11 protein-coding genes and 2 pseudogenes are annotated in these 15083 nt (G+C 36.3%); 10 read left to right on the top strand and 3 right to left on the bottom strand.

What is annotated here, in order from left to right; genetic code table 11:
- The first annotated feature begins 18 nt into the window (after positions 1–18).
- Entirely contained in the window at positions 19–438 is a 420-nt protein-coding gene (locus AAGD99_RS02835; protein WP_264732554.1) for a nucleoside deaminase, read from the top strand.
- Between the two features lie 529 nt (positions 439–967).
- Here the strand turns inward: AAGD99_RS02835 and AAGD99_RS02830 are convergent.
- Together AAGD99_RS02830 and AAGD99_RS02825 are read right to left on the bottom strand one after the other, a co-directional pair.
- On the bottom strand, positions 968–2242 hold the full coding sequence (locus AAGD99_RS02830) for an MFS transporter (RefSeq protein ID WP_341822533.1): 1275 nt from the start codon (positions 2240–2242) through the stop codon (positions 968–970).
- Positions 2243–2707: 465 nt separating this feature from the next.
- Positions 2708–2899: a hypothetical protein gene (locus tag AAGD99_RS02825; protein WP_341822532.1), complete on the bottom strand. Its 192-nt coding sequence runs from the start codon at positions 2897–2899 to the stop codon at positions 2708–2710.
- Between the two features lie 702 nt (positions 2900–3601).
- Here AAGD99_RS02825 and AAGD99_RS02820 point away from each other — a divergent pair.
- The 3 genes from AAGD99_RS02820 to AAGD99_RS02810 all read left to right on the top strand — a co-directional run bounded on the left by AAGD99_RS02820 (position 3602) and on the right by AAGD99_RS02810 (position 8691).
- Entirely contained in the window at positions 3602–6250 is a 2649-nt protein-coding gene (locus tag AAGD99_RS02820) for a valine--tRNA ligase (protein WP_341822531.1), read from the top strand.
- Positions 6251–6309: 59 nt separating this feature from the next.
- On the top strand, positions 6310–7206 hold the full coding sequence (locus AAGD99_RS02815) for a hypothetical protein (RefSeq protein WP_341822530.1): 897 nt from the start codon (positions 6310–6312) through the stop codon (positions 7204–7206).
- Positions 7207–7347: 141 nt separating this feature from the next.
- On the top strand, positions 7348–8691 hold the full coding sequence (locus tag AAGD99_RS02810; protein ID WP_341822529.1) for an IS110 family transposase: 1344 nt from the start codon (positions 7348–7350) through the stop codon (positions 8689–8691).
- On the opposite strand, the gene AAGD99_RS02805 is transcribed toward AAGD99_RS02810, so the two are convergent.
- Positions 8686–9700, bottom strand: a protein-coding gene (locus tag AAGD99_RS02805; protein ID WP_341822214.1) for an IS630 family transposase whose coding sequence is annotated in 2 segments (ribosomal slippage) — positions 8686–9234 and positions 9236–9700 — 1014 coding nt in all. Because the reading frame shifts where the segments join, the coding sequence is not laid out codon by codon here. The two genes, AAGD99_RS02810 and AAGD99_RS02805, sit on opposite strands and share 6 nt — an antisense overlap.
- A gap of 112 nt (positions 9701–9812) precedes the next feature.
- On the opposite strand from AAGD99_RS02805, the gene AAGD99_RS02800 reads away from it, so the two are divergent.
- The 6 genes and pseudogenes from AAGD99_RS02800 to AAGD99_RS02775 all read left to right on the top strand — a co-directional run.
- Positions 9813–10940, top strand: coding sequence for a hypothetical protein (locus AAGD99_RS02800; protein WP_341822527.1), 1128 nt, complete (start codon positions 9813–9815; stop codon positions 10938–10940).
- Positions 10909–11229: a hypothetical protein gene (locus AAGD99_RS02795; protein ID WP_341822526.1), complete on the top strand. Its 321-nt coding sequence runs from the start codon at positions 10909–10911 to the stop codon at positions 11227–11229. The genes AAGD99_RS02800 and AAGD99_RS02795 overlap by 32 nt, the downstream gene beginning before the upstream one ends.
- 36 nt (positions 11230–11265) lie before the next feature.
- Positions 11266–11934: an orotidine-5'-phosphate decarboxylase gene (gene pyrF, locus AAGD99_RS02790; RefSeq protein WP_341822525.1), complete on the top strand. Its 669-nt coding sequence runs from the start codon at positions 11266–11268 to the stop codon at positions 11932–11934.
- Between the two features lie 580 nt (positions 11935–12514).
- Positions 12515–13402, top strand: a pseudogene (locus tag AAGD99_RS02785) (phage major capsid protein); the annotation flags it as partial.
- Between the two features lie 77 nt (positions 13403–13479).
- Positions 13480–14494, top strand: a protein-coding gene (locus AAGD99_RS02780) for an IS630 family transposase (protein WP_341822214.1) whose coding sequence is annotated in 2 segments (ribosomal slippage) — positions 13480–13944 and positions 13946–14494 — 1014 coding nt in all. Because the reading frame shifts where the segments join, the coding sequence is not laid out codon by codon here.
- An 8-nt stretch (positions 14495–14502) separates the two neighbouring features.
- Positions 14503–14817: pseudogene (locus AAGD99_RS02775) on the top strand (phage major capsid protein); the annotation flags it as partial.
- Positions 14818–15083: the final 266 nt, after the last annotated feature.

Below are 15083 nucleotides of genomic sequence, written 5' to 3'. Positions count from 1 at the left end.
GTGTTCAAGTATCAATATATGGAGCTTGCCATAGAGCAAGCCAAACTTGCTCAGAAAGATGATGAGGTTCCCATAGGTGCCGTAATAGTTAGTGGAAGCAATGTCGTTTCTTCTGCACACAACATATCCAACGATCCAACTGCACATGCAGAGATGTTAGCGATCAAGCAGGCATGTGAGTTGCTCTCAACTTCAACGCTTTATGATTCTGACATATACGTAACATTAGAACCATGTCCGATGTGTGCTCAAGCTATTTCCTTTGCCAGGATTAAACGATTGTACTTTGGAGCTTATAATCCAAAAGGTGGAGGAATTGAAAATGGTGCTAAGATATTTCAATTTTGCAGCCATATACCTGAAGTTTATGGTGGGATATTAGAAACAGAATGCTCTTTTTTGTTAAAGGATTTTTTTGAAAGACTGAGAGACATTTGACAAACCGTCATGCTACTTGTTTTCCGATACAAATTCGTCATCCCGCTACGTGTTAGCGGGATCTATGCTAGGAGATACCGTGACGGTATGACGGTTAAGTAATTCGTCATTCCAGCGCGTGACGCACAACTATACAAACATTGTCCCACCAGCAGGGTGTCATGCAAGTAGCTGACACATAGCTGTACGAACATTCATTTTTGAAGGTAAATTGCACAGCAAATGGTGTCATCCCAGTGCCCAGACACTGGGATCCAGTTTTCCATATAACCTCATCGAAAACGTTGTATTTTAACGTAAAACATCTATTTTTATGCTTACCAACTTAATAAAATTCCTGGATCCCAGTGTCGGGGCACTGGGATGACAAAAAAGGGGCTACTCGGATAACAAGAAAGAGGCTACTCGGATGACACCCTGACAACCGTCATCCCGCTAACAAGCAGCGGGATGACGGTTGTCAGGGTGTTAGCTACTTAGATGAAACCCTTTTCCGGTGGAGATCACTATCAAATCACATAAGAGAAAACTAAGACCAATCACATTTTTTATCTTGCGGTTTTATTTGCAATATTGCTACCACACTGATCAACAAGCAGAAGACTATATAAAGCCCAGCAGCAAGGTTTGTTTGAGGAAATGTTACAGTCAACCAAATACAAACCATAGGAGTAAATCCTCCATGTAACGCATAAGAGATGTTGCGTGATAAGCTCACACCACTAAATCTAACATTGGTGGGAAAGAGTTCAGATGCAACTATTCCTATGGGAACTATACCTCTTTCTATTATAGAAAGAGCCATTACACTAAGCATAATTATAAGGTAATTTTTGTAGTAATATGCAATAGATAACGCAGGACAACATAGTGCCATTGTAATTGCTATAAATAAGATTGCAGTGCGCTCTTTTCCAACTTTATCAGCCAACATTCCAAACGCTATTGAAGATATCGGCATTAATACACTGGTTATAATGAGCACAATTTCGTTGATATATGTCGTTACATACACATCCACTGATGCTATTTCCTTTGCGAGTGTTCGAAGAAATATGGTAAATCCGACAGCAACATTAACAGGTACAGATATTAAAATAGCAAGTATAAGAGCTCTCTTGTGGCGCTTTATAAGCTCTATTATTGGCAAATCAGGTAAATTTCTTTGTTTTCGATTTTTTTCATATGCTGGAGTTTCTCCCAATGTGTATATGCTATACGCGCTAATTAATCCTAAAATAGCTGAGAAAATAAATGGCAATCTCCAACCCCAGGTACAAAAATCAGTAGTTTTTTTGCAGATAATTACTATCACCGCAGAAAGCAAGACACCAATGGAGCGGCCAAAGCCCATTATTCCAAAATACATCCCTAAGTTCTCTTTCCTACTGGATAAATGTTCTATAAGATAAACAGAACTTCCCTGTTCACCACCAAGTGCAATTCCTTGTGTCACATGGATTGCAAGAAGCAATATAGTAGAAATTATACCTACTTGATTGTGACTTGGAATAAATGCAATAAGACTTGATGGTATCGATATTAGCAAGATAGTAATTATTAATGCTATCCTCCTTCCATACCTGTCACCAACGTGACCAAATATGAATGCACCAAGTGGCCTTACAATTGCACCTAGCCCTACAATTCCAAATAATTGCAGTATGTTACTGTAGACATCTTTTGCAAAACAAAACTCTCTGCTAATTATGTTAATCAAATCAGTGAAGAGCATGTAGTCATACCATATTGCGATTCTGCAGAGTATGGTTGATATCAATACCCTTATTTGGTGATTATCCACTAAATTTAATTCGTAAATGTTTGCTTATTCTATTCTGGCTGCTTTTTGGGATTTTGCAACCTAAGGTGTGGGTTGACTTTTTTGTTATGGTATGTGATAATTGAGATTGTTAAAATTTAGGTATTCACTGACCGTTCTTGTTATAAACACCAGAATAATAAGCTACTGATATTCTCCATCTTTTTTATCTTTAATCCATCATAGCTAGCGATGCAACAAAGCCATTCCAGTGTCCACTACTCAAATGACATGGTGAGGCGTCATCCTGCTGCTCCTTTCTTGTCATCCCGCGCAGAATAATTAATCGTCATCCCGCTAACAAGTAGCGGGATGACGATTGTCAGGGTGTCATCCTAGTAGTGTGACACTGGTCCACTCTATAATGATTTCATCCCAGCGCCCTCTTCTTGTCATCCAAGTAGCTGACGCTGGTTCCTTTATGAAGGTGTCAGCCCAGTGCCTTTGTTACTTCTTTTTCCCATTCTCATTTACTTCTTGTGCTTTCGCTCCATCTACTTGAGTACTAGGTAATGCTGCATATGTAATACCACCAACTACGAGTGCAGATGTTACTGCTATACCAATCATCACTAACATCTCTAACCTAACTGTACGTTCAAGTGCAGTAAATGCTATCAGTCCAGCAGCAAGACCCATACCAACAGTAGCGGTGTACCGTGCTCCATTGCCTTGTTTTGGTTGCTCAATTGTTTTGTTTTTAGCTTCTAATTCTTTATTTTCCTTCTCTAATTGCTGAACTCGATCATTTTTATCTTCTAAGTCTTTCTTTAGGCTTTTAACTTCATCATTTAATTTGGTTATTTGATCTTTAGCTTTATTCTTTGCATCTTCTAGTGCTTTATTTTTCTCCTTCTCGGCTTCTTTCTTTGCATCTTCTAGTGCTTTATTTTTCTCCTTCTCGGCTTCTTTTTTTGCATCTTCTAATGTTTTTATTTGCTTCTCTTTAGCTATTATCTTGTAATTTTTCTTTTAATTCTTTACTCAAAATCATATTAAACCTCAATATATAATTAACATTACATAATACCCTTAGAACCTAAGGTCAAGTAATATTTTTACCATAACATAGAAATTTATGTTCGTAAACAAAAAATTTTGGCGTAAAATTGCCGTATTTGCTTAATTGTGCTATAGCTAAAGTAATTTAGGTTTATCGACAATCGTCATCCCGCTGCTTGTTAGCGGGATCTATGCTAAGAGATACCGCGAATGAATCGCGGTATGACGGTTCGTGGCGGTATGACGGTTGAGTATTCCGCTACGTGTTAGCGGCTTAGATACCGCGAATGAATCGCGGTATGACGTTGCTAGCTTAAGGTTTAAAATTGAGAAATATTTATGTTAAAAGAAAAATACGGCTTTAAAGAAGTTGAAGACAAATGCAACATATTATGGGAAGGCAGTAAAGTTTATAAATGGAATGGTGAAAAGGATAACACTTTCACTATAGACACACCTCCACCAACAATATCGGGAAAACTCCATATCGGCCATATATTTAGCTATTGCCACACAGACTTTATTGCAAGGTTTCAACGCATGCTGGGGAAAGATGTGTTTTATCCAATTGGGTTTGATGATAACGGCCTTCCCACTGAAAGATTGGTTGAACAAACCTATAAAACCCGTGCAAAAGAACTTGGCAGAGAAAAATTTATAGAGATGTGCCATGAAGTTATTGAAAAATCAAAGCAAGAATTTAAGGAACTATTTAAATCGGTCGGCATTAGTTATGACTGGAGTTTGGAATACCACACGATCAGCAAGGAAACTGTGACGCTTTCACAGATGTCGTTTATTGATCTATATAATAAAGGGTATGCATATAGAAAAATGCAGCCTATCCTTTGGGATCCGGTTGATAAAACCGCAATTGCGCAAGCAGAAATAGAAGATAAAGTTTTTGAGTCATCCTTAAACACGATAGTTTTCTCTACTGAAGAAAATGAGCAGATCAATATTGCAACTACGCGACCTGAATTACTTCCAGCATGTGTTGCAGTTTTTTGTCATCCAGAGGATACGCGCTACACTCATCTGATCGGAAAAACAGCCGTAGCGCCAATAACAAAGGAAAAAGTTCCAATAATAGCTGATGATAAGGTTAAAGTAGATAAAGGCACTGGGCTTGTTATGTGTTGTACATTCGGTGATGAGCTCGACATATATTGGCAGCAAAAGCATAATCTGCCGATGAAAATTATCATCGATCAGGATGGGAGGATGAACCTGCATCCACCACATGGTCAGAAGGAAAGAGCATGGATCCCAGTGTCTGGGCACTGGGATGACACCATAGGTGGCACTGGAATCCAGGAAATAGAAGAATGGATCCCAGTGTCTGGGCACTGGGATGACACCATAGGGGCTACTCGGATGACAGGAGAAAGGGCTACTCAGATGACAAAAGAAGACGTCATTCCACCACACCCCGGCGTCATTCCAGCGCGTGACGCTGGAATCTACAATGAAATCAATGGATTGAAAGTTACAGCAGCAAGAAAGAGGATGATCGAAATCCTAACTGAGAAGGAGTTACTAATAGAAAGCACTAACATTTCTCATTCTGTTAAGTGCGCAGAAAGGTCTGGTGCACCACTTGAGATATTGCCTACTTATCAATGGTTTATCAAGACCTTAGAGCAAAAAGCTCAAGTATTAGATAAAGCAAAAGAATGCAATTGGCATCCAGCTACTATGCGTAAACGTATGGAAGTGTGGATAGAAGGGCTAAATTGGGACTGGTGCATCTCAAGGCAGCGCTATTTTGGTGTGCCATTTCCAGCGTGGTATTCCAAACGTAAGGGAGAAGAAGGTAAAATTATTCTAGCTGAGATAAAGGACCTACCTATAGATCCACTCAAAGATTTGCCAAAAGGGTATAGCAAAGAAGAGGTTATCCCAGATCAAGATGTAATGGATACCTGGGCCACAAGTTCAATTACTCCTCAACTAAGTGCACTGGCAGTAAACAGTGAGTTTAGCTTACCAAATCATCGCTATAATACAATATTTCCTGCAGATCTGCGCAGCCAGAGCCATGAGATAATAAGAACTTGGGCTTTTTATACGATTTTGAAAGCACATTATCATGCAGATTCTTTACCTTGGAAAAACATTATGATCAGCGGTTGGTGTTTAGCCGATGATAAGAAAAAGATGAGTAAATCAAAAGGTAACATCATCACTCCTCATGTAATACTTGAAACTTATGGAGCTGATGTAGTACGCTATTGGGCAGCGAACTCAAGGCTTGGAGTTGATACAGTCTACTCTGAAAATATATTCAAAATTGGCAAGCGCCTAGTTACAAAACTTTGGAACGCTAGCAAGTTTGTTTCCATGTTCATGGAAAAGCATCAAGTAATGAGCATAAATTCTGCTCACGAGACAATAGATAAGTGGATATTGTCTAAGTTATACAAAGTTATAGAAAGAGCAACGAATAACCTATTACAGTTTGAATACTGCGAAGCTTTGGGCGTAATAGAGGAATTTTTTTGGAAGGATTTTTGTGATAACTACTTGGAATTAGTAAAAAAACGCGCGTACGGAAGCAGTGAAGCAACCTTAAGTGCAAAACAAAGCTTGGCGTATGTGTTAAATGTTATTTTGCGGTTATTTGCACCTTTTTTGCCTTACATTACAGAAGAGATATACCACCAGTTGTATAGTTATAATTCTGTACACAATCAAAGTAATTGGCCGAGCAAAGAAGAGCTTATCTACGATAAATATTCAGAGGAAATGGGAGACAATTGCGTGCAGATATTAAACATTATCAGAAAGATAAAAGCAGATAATAATGTATCAGTTAAGCATTTGATAAAGAAATTAGTGATAAAAGCAGATCTACGAGAGGACAAATTGAATCAATCCGCGCAGAATGACCTACAAGCAGTTTGCAATGCGGAAATGATAGAGTGGATGCAGTCTGAGCTTGAAACTGAAGACGGGAAATACATAGTGAATATAGACTTATACTGATTTTTATAGCTTTACTTCCTTTGATATCCATACTATTATAATCATTATTAGTTGTGAAGATGAGGGATTTGTATAGTAAAACCAATGCACCATATCTTATAGCTGGTGCTTTTGCTACTTTGGTATTGCTTGCATCTGGGACACTTGCTGTTGCTCCTTATGTTGCATTCTTATCTCCAATTGCAGCCTTTAATGTAGCTCTTCCTGTTGCCTTGAGTTTATCTATACTATCTACTTTGATACTCGCACTTTCATGCAAGATGATTAGTAATAATAAGAAAATAGAGGTTGAGAAAAATAAATTTGCTGAAAAAGAGCAAGAGTTAGAAAGCGTAAAACAACAATTAGAGAGTAAGGTACAAGAGTTAGAAAACGAAATAACTCTAGAAAAAGAAGCTAAAGAAGCTGTAAATAAAGAAGTGAAGAATCAATTAAATAAATTAACTCGAGAAAAGCAGGGTTTAGAAAGCGAAATTGAAAGGCTAAATGAGGAAATAGAGTGGTTAAAGAAACAGTTAGAATCACAAGAAGAACTATATGATGAATCAGGAGAAGAACTGTATGATGAATCAGAAGGAAAAGGGGGAGATGAAAATAAAAATGAGGAGTTAGAAAAAAAGATAACAAAAGAAATAGAGGATCTAAAGGCATCCCTCAATATGACAAGTAGAAATATTGGTTTACATAAACAAAACAAAAAGCACTCATCTGAAAATTCTAATATTGATAAAACTCTTTTTAATAAAGCTCTAAAAGCGGAAAAGAAGTTCAACGAAAATATTAACAAGTACGAGGAAACGCTAAGCATGCTGGAACGAATTTCATTACAAGCATCGAACAGACGAAATCTGTCAAATCAGAAAGAAACACACAAATTTAAGTTTTTAGTAGTTTTCAAGTATAGTTGTACAGGGAGCGCCTCTGCAGTTATGACCGACATTTTCAATGGTGCCTAAGTGCCCGTATGCAAGCATGGTTTTGGAAGGAACGGTCAAATCATTGATGGAGTCATTTAGACTACCTCGGTTAGGAGATTGTACTATCAACCGTTCCAAGCTGAAGCGTTTCCCTGTTACAAATTATATGTAGGAGTTACCATGAAAAAAGCAAAAAGTAAATTAGAAATAGTGAATCCTAATGCAGCAGGAATAGACATTGGTTCAGCTGTACACTATGTGTGTGTACCTGAAGGAAGAGATGAACAACGCGTTCAGAAATTTGGCTGCTTTACTGAAGACCTTCATAACTTAGCACAGTGGTTGAAAAAGTGTAAAGTTACAACAGTAGCTATGGAATCAACAGGAGTATACTGGATTCCTTTATTTCAAATACTTGAGTCATACAAATTCGAGGTAAGATTGGTAAATGCACGGCATGTAAAGAATGTACCTGGTAGGAAGTCTGACGTTCAAGATTGCCAATGGCTCCAACAACTGCATAGCTACGGACTGCTTCATGGATCGTTTAGGCCAGATAATCAGATGTGTGTATTGCGCAGTTACGTGCGGCAACGCAAAAATCTCACTGAAAGTGCATCTACACATATTCTGCGTATGCAGAAGGCATTAATTCAAATGAATATACAATTACACAAGGTTATTAGTCATATTACTGGGATAACTGGTATGAAAATCATTGAAGCTATAATTGAAGGCGAAAGAGATTCTGAAAAATTAGCAGAATTCAGGGACGTGCGAATGAAAAATGATCAGTCTACTATTGCAAAAGCGTTAGCTGGTGACTATAGAGAGGAACACTTATTCACGCTAAAGCAAGAATTTGAATTATATAATATTTATCAAGAAAAAATAGCAGAATGTGATAGAAATATTGAAGCCTATTATAAAACGTTTGAAACAAAGTCTTGTGAAAGCAAACAGCTAAGTAAGCAAAAGAATAAAAATAGCAAAAGTAAGCCAAGCTTTGCTTTGTATGAGGAACTGCACCGAATAACTGGTATGGATTTCACTAAAATTCCTGGATTTGATGTATTAAGTATACAAACCATAATTTCAGAAGTTGGTATAAACCATAGTAAATGGCCAACAGAAAAGCACTTTTCGTCGTGGTTGGGACTCAGTCCTGCTAATAAAGTTACAGGGGAAAAAGTGTTTAACACAAGAACACGTAAAGTCATTAACCGTGCTGCGAATGCTTTGCGAATAGCTGCTCATTCTGTAGGAAATAGTAAAAGTGCGTTGGGTGCATACTACAGAAGATTGAAAAAACGACTAGGAGCACCAAAAGCAATAACAGCTACTGCAAGAAAAATGGCATGCATATTTTATAGTATGCTCAAATACGGACAGGAATATGTAGAAAAAGGAATGGAATACTATGAAACACGCTATAAAGATAGAACTGTAAAAAATTTGATCAAAAAAGCGAGCGAATTTGGCTACATATTAGTTCAACAAGAAGAGTTATACCAAATCTCATAAATAAGTAGGCAAATAACTCACAGAACAAATGGTTTTGATCGAACTTTCCGTAATATTACGAATGAATGCACATACAGTATCCTCCAATAAACTAACAGAGTCATATATTCTATTTTTAATGAGATTGTCTTTCAAATATTGCCATAAACGCTCTACTGGATTTAACTCTGGTGAATATGGAGGTAAATAGATTAAGGTAATATTTTGTGGTATTTTTAAACCTTTGGATCTATGCCATCCTGCACAATCCACAACAAGAAATGCCTCCCTTGTTCCTAAATATTGTGACATCTGCTCAAGGAATATATTCATACAATCAGTATTGACGTTTGGTACGAATAAGCTAGAACTCTCTCCATTTCTAGGATTAACTGCACTATAGAGATAAAAGTTTTGCCTACCTAATTTTACCTTAACCTGTGTCCTAATGCCTTTTTTAAACCACCCGTGTCCAATCTTTGAATGTGTGCCAAACCGCGACTCATCGAAGAAAAATAGCTCTTTTTCGGGATACGTGACAATAGTTTCATTAAGATTTTTTTTTAAACTCTTCTTGTTTATTTTTATCCTGTTTATTGTGCACAGGCCTTGGAGTAATATACGAAAAACCTAACTTTTGCATCAGTCTATGTGCTGTAGACTTACTTACCTCAATAGAAAACATTTTCTCAATTATGATTTTTAATTTCTTAGCCGTTAGGTTGGCTCCTTCTTCTGCTATGACATTTTTAATTTCTTCTTGCTGCTTGTAGCTCAACTTCGGCTTTACTCCACGTCCTGGTTGTATTTTAAACGCATTGACTCCTCCTTCCTTAAATCTTGTAATCCACTTCATCAATGTAGTTCTAGTAATTCGGTATATTTGAGCAACTTTTGTTATTCCATATTCTTTTGCAGATATTATTGCCTGTAATCTTCTTCCTATCTCTCCTCTTATGCCGTGCTTCTTTAATTCCAGGTTACACTTATTATATAATTCTTCTCCTATTGCTTTACTTTTTCCTGCCATAACTCCCCACTAATTCTTAAATTATTCTATTTTAGAAATTTTTCTTTATTCGTCTATTTATTTTTAGGAATTGGTATTACTTACATCTTTAGCGCTTACTGTAACTTCTAATGTGCCTCTTCCTCTAATTCTTGCTTTAGCTACATTATCTGTTTTGGTGCTTGCACTTTCGTATAAAATAATTAGTAATAATAAGAAACTGGAAGTTGAGAGAAATAAATTCGCTCAGAAAGAGCAAGAGTTAGAAAATAAAATAACTCTAGGAAAGGAAGCTGAAGAAGCTGCAAACAAAGAAGTGGAAAAATTAAAGAATCAATCACGTGAATTAACTCGAGAAAAGCAAAATTTAGACAAGAGAGCAAAAAAATTGGATCAGAAAGTAAATGAGTCAGAAGTTGAGAGAGAATCTCTTCTTGAAGAAAAAAAATCTTTAGAGAAAAGATTAGAAGCCAAAGCGAATCACATATTTGAAATAACAGACGAATTGAAAAAGATAACGAAGGAAAAAGATGAGCTTGGTAAGCAAGAAGAAGAATTACTTTATGAAATCACGCGTTTATGTGAACATTTACAAGAAAAAGAAGGTAATCTAGCTGAAAAAGAAAAACGCATAACGGAATTGAAAAGGAAAATAGACAATAATAAACATGCAGAATTAAAAAATGAAGAATTATATAAGGAAATAGAAAAATTATCTAAAGAAAAAGAGAAATTAGATAAGGAAATAGAAAAATTGTGTAAGGAAAAACATATATTATGTGAAAAAAAAGAAGAATTACATAAAAGACAAGAAGAACTTTGTGTAGAATTAGATGAATTACAATATAGATTTAAAGAAATTAATCAGAAAAATAAAAACTTATCTCAAGAATTAAAAAGGAAATTTGAAGAGCTATATAAAGCAGATGATTTAATTAAAAATCAATCTTTTGAGTTAGATGGGATAAGAAAAGATTGTAATAACGAAGTGAAAAGTTTAAAAAATTTACTTTTGAAGCAAGACGCTCAAATAGAACAACTTGAAAAAGATTTGTTGAGAGAGAAGGAAGAAAAAATGTCTTATGTGGAAAGGATAATAGAATATATGTTATGCAAGTTATACCAAACTTCGTTATTGGGAAGACAAATAGAATATACGATAAATTCACTTAAACCTCCAGTTATAGGCGGAAAGCACTCTTTTTCATTTGTCTCATTATTATTGAGAATTGGTATTAGAAGAATCAATAAAGAGAAATAAAGTGATCAAAAATGATGATAAAACAGTAATATTACAGGAGATTCCAGTAATGAAGTCTGTACTGGAAGAAGTTGTACAAGATTTGCGAGGCAAAACATCTGGGAAAGATTCTGGATATGCATCATCGCCAGGTGAAACATCTGTTCCTTTACATGCAGGAGATCCTGGATATGGATCCGAGGAAGATTCTGGATATAACAGTCGCTCATCCACTCCGATCAAATTGCCAAATTCACTATTGACAGAATCTTATGAACGTAGTCAGAGTGAAGGTATTTGCAAAACATAATAATTAGCTTTATTATAAAAAAAATTATGCAAGATAATGAACCCAATAATATGCGCACTGGATACACAAGACTTAAATAAGGCTATTTCTCTAGCTAATACTCTGCGTGATAAAGTTGGCATGGTAAAACTTGGCTTAGAGTTTTTTGCTGCTCATGGTCTCTCTGGAGTGCAAGAAGTTGCAAAATGCAATGTACCAATTTTTTTAGATCTGAAATTGTATGATATTCCGAGCACTGTAGCTAAAACAGTTGAAGTAATAAAAGTTCTAAGTGTTGAAATGTTAACTCTGCACATCAGTGGCGGAACAAAAATGCTTGAAGAAGCGCTAAGTGTATTGCAAGGCACAAAAATAAAGCTGATTGGAGTGACAGTGCTAACTAGTATGAGCAATGAGGATTTAAACGAGCTTGGAGTAGCAAGAGAGGCAAAATCACAGGTAATTTTGCTTGCAAAACTTGCAAAAAAGATTGGACTCTATGGAATAGTCTGCTCTGCACTAGAAGCTCAAGAAGTGCGCCGAGAATGCGGTGAAGACTTTAAAATTATTACTCCAGGAATTCGTATAGATCCAGGTCATGACGACCAAAAAAGAACAGCAACACCAAGAGAAGCAATAAATTTAGGAGCTGATTATATCGTCATTGGCAGACCCATTACAAAAACTGCAAGTAGTGCAGAATTAATATTGAAATCCCTTATCTAATCGAAGCAGATAAAAAAAAGTTTGAAGCAGATAAAAAAAGTGCTTGACATAAAAAAACGAACATTATATATTGTTGTTGTCTTTTGTTTTTACCTCGCTTAATTTAATTACTGGATTAAGCTTACATCACTAAGCGTGGTACAAAGTGCCACGCTATTTTCCGATTTACATTTTCAACAGATAAACAAATGATGTCATGCCAGTGTCTGGGCACATAACTGTACGAATATTCATTTTTGAAGATAAATTGCACAACAGATGATGTCATTCCAGTCTGGAATCCAGAAATTTTGCTTATAACTGAGCTGATGAGCTAAAGGTAGTTGTCTTACGCTAAAACAAACGTTTTTAATTAAGTTGCATAGAAGCTGGATCCCAGTGTCTGGGCACTGGGATGACACCCCACTGGTAGGGAATTGCTCCCAAACTACAATGTTCGTACAGTTATGTGCCCAGACACTGGAATGACATCGTTTACTATGTACCATATTGCAATATTCGTACAACTGTGGGAAACATCTATGGGTGCCATTCCTATTACCTTATTTCCATTCTAATTTTATTTTCAAAGGAGGCTATTATGTCACTTACCGATATCGCTCACCGTATCAATGAACTCGCTTCATCATGGGAGCAATTTAAATTAATAAATGATCGCAAATTAAAAGAAATTGAGAGCAAAGGGCGTGCTGATTCTGCAACGATTGAGCAGCTATGCAAGGTAAATAATGCCATTGATAGTTGCAAAGAGCGTTTAGACTTGATCGAAACTGCAGCTCAACGTCCAGAAGTAAATACAGATTTTAGCACAAGTGATAAATATTTTTCTGATTATATCCGCAAGGGAATGGAAAGCGGTTTATCACACAAAACCCTCAGTGGAGATGATAATGATATCGGAGGGTATCTAGTTACTCCGCATATTGTAAAACGCATAAACAAGCGCGTAACTGATTCGTCCCCAATGCGACAAATATGCTCCAGTCAAAGAATCTCTACTGAAACATTGGATTACATTATAGAAGATTTTGACCGTGCCGGTGCAGGTTGGAGCAGTGAAACAGTAGATGATGAGGACGGTGGCAATAAATCTAAGTATGATTTTGCAAAAGATACGGACACGCCTAAAATCCAAAAGATTTCTATCACGACTTACGAGTTATATGCTCAACCACAGATATCGCAAAAGTTACTCGATGATGCGTTTGTTGATGTTGAGAGTTGGCTGGTGGAAAAGATTGCCGAGACTTTTAGTAAGAAAGAAAACGAAGCCTTCATTAAGGGTGATGGCACTTTTCAACCCAAAGGAATTTTAGCTTATGATGATGGAAAGGGCTACAATAAAATAGAGCAAGTTAAAACTGAAAAATTAGATAGCGATTCAATAATGATATTGTATTACTCTCTGGATGAATATTATTCCAAAAATGCATCATTTTTGATGAACAGGAGTACGTTGAAGAATGTAATACCAATTCCTAAAAATAAATAGACGAATAAAGAAAAATTTCTAAAATAGAATAATTTAAGAATTAGTGGGGAGTTATGGCAGGAAAAAGTAAAGCAATAGGAGAAGAATTATATAATAAGTGTAACCTGGAATTAAAGAAGCACGGCATAAGAGGAGAGATAGGAAGAAGATTACAGGCAATAATATCTGCAAAAGAATATGGAATAACAAAAGTTGCTCAAATATACCGAATTACTAGAACTACATTGATGAAGTGGATTACAAGATTTAAGGAAGGAGGAGTCAATGCGTTTAAAATACAACCAGGACGTGGAGTAAAGCCGAAGTTGAGCTACAAGCAGCAAGAAGAAATTAAAAATGTCATAGCAGAAGAAGGAGCCAACCTAACGGCTAAGAAATTAAAAATCATAATTGAGAAAATGTTTTCTATTGAGGTAAGTAAGTCTACAGCACATAGACTGATGCAAAAGTTAGGTTTTTCGTATATTACTCCAAGGCCTGTGCACAATAAACAGGATAAAAATAAACAAGAAGAGTTTAAAAAAAAATCTTAATGAAACTATTGTCACGTATCCCGAAAAAGAGCTATTTTTCTTCGATGAGTCGCGGTTTGGCACACATTCAAAGATTGGACACGGGTGGTTTAAAAAAGGCATTAGGACACAGGTTAAGGTAAAATTAGGTAGGCAAAACTTTTATCTCTATAGTGCAGTTAATCCTAGAAATGGAGAGAGTTCTAGCTTATTCGTACCAAACGTCAATACTGATTGTATGAATATATTCCTTGAGCAGATGTCACAATATTTAGGAACAAGGGAGGCATTTCTTGTTGTGGATTGTGCAGGATGGCATAGATCCAAAGGTTTAAAAATACCACAAAATATTACCTTAATCTATTTACCTCCATATTCACCAGAGTTAAATCCAGTAGAGCGTTTATGGCAATATTTGAAAGACAATCTCATTAAAAATAGAATATATGACTCTGTTAGTTTATTGGAGGATACTGTATGTGCATTCATTCGTAATATTACGGAAAGTTCGATCAAAACCATTTGTTCTGTGAGTTATTTGCCTACTTATTTATGAGATTTGGTATTAGGCTACTAAAAGCTCAAACAGGTCAATATCTTTGGCAACCAAGTTTGTCGCTTGAAGCTCCAGGTACCTTAATGGGAATACCAGTATATCAATCTGCCGATATGCCACCGGTGCCAAACAATCAGCTACCGGTAATTGCGATGGCAGATTTCAAACAAGCTTATAAGATTGTAGATAACAGAGGAATGAGAATATTACGAGACCCTTATACGAATAAACCTTATGTGAGGTTTTTTGTCACTAAGCGTGTCGGCGGAGAGGTTATAAACACCAGTGCTATTAAATTGTTGAAAGTTGCGAGCAAGTACTAAAAACTTCTATAGCATCATCTTTAGAGCCGTTTTACTTCTTTTTGTATAGCTCCATCCTATGGCTTACTGTACGAACATTGTAATACGGTATAATGTTACGACGATGTCATTCCAGTGCTTGACACATATAGCTAAACTGACTTAGATTTACCGACAGTTTGAAAAACAAAAATTCGTCATTCCGCTACTTGTTAGCGGAATCTATGCTGAGATACCGCGAATAAATCGCGGTATGACGTAGGAAAACCTTTCTTGGGTTAGCTATA

The sequence above is a fragment of the Wolbachia endosymbiont (group A) of Clivina fossor genome, assembly GCF_964026865.1.
In the GTDB taxonomy this organism is placed as follows: domain Bacteria; phylum Pseudomonadota; class Alphaproteobacteria; order Rickettsiales; family Anaplasmataceae; genus Wolbachia.
The sequence above is the reverse complement of the archived record's forward strand: the minus strand, read 5'-3'. Positions and strand labels throughout refer to the sequence as shown.

What these genes read in the sequence shown, in the direction of transcription:
- AAGD99_RS02835 (WP_264732554.1), top strand. Translation starts at nt 19, where the DNA reads ATGGAGCTTGCCATAGAGCAAGCCAAACTTGCTCAGAAAGATGATGAG.
- AAGD99_RS02825 (WP_341822532.1), bottom strand. Translation starts at nt 2,899, where the DNA reads ATGGGTCTTGCTGCTGGACTGATAGCATTTACTGCACTTGAACGTACA.
- AAGD99_RS02820 (WP_341822531.1), top strand. Translation starts at nt 3,602, where the DNA reads ATGTTAAAAGAAAAATACGGCTTTAAAGAAGTTGAAGACAAATGCAAC.
- AAGD99_RS02815 (WP_341822530.1), top strand. Translation starts at nt 6,310, where the DNA reads ATGAGGGATTTGTATAGTAAAACCAATGCACCATATCTTATAGCTGGT.
- AAGD99_RS02810 (WP_341822529.1), top strand. Translation starts at nt 7,348, where the DNA reads ATGAAAAAAGCAAAAAGTAAATTAGAAATAGTGAATCCTAATGCAGCA.
- pyrF (WP_341822525.1), top strand. Translation starts at nt 11,266, where the DNA reads ATGAACCCAATAATATGCGCACTGGATACACAAGACTTAAATAAGGCT.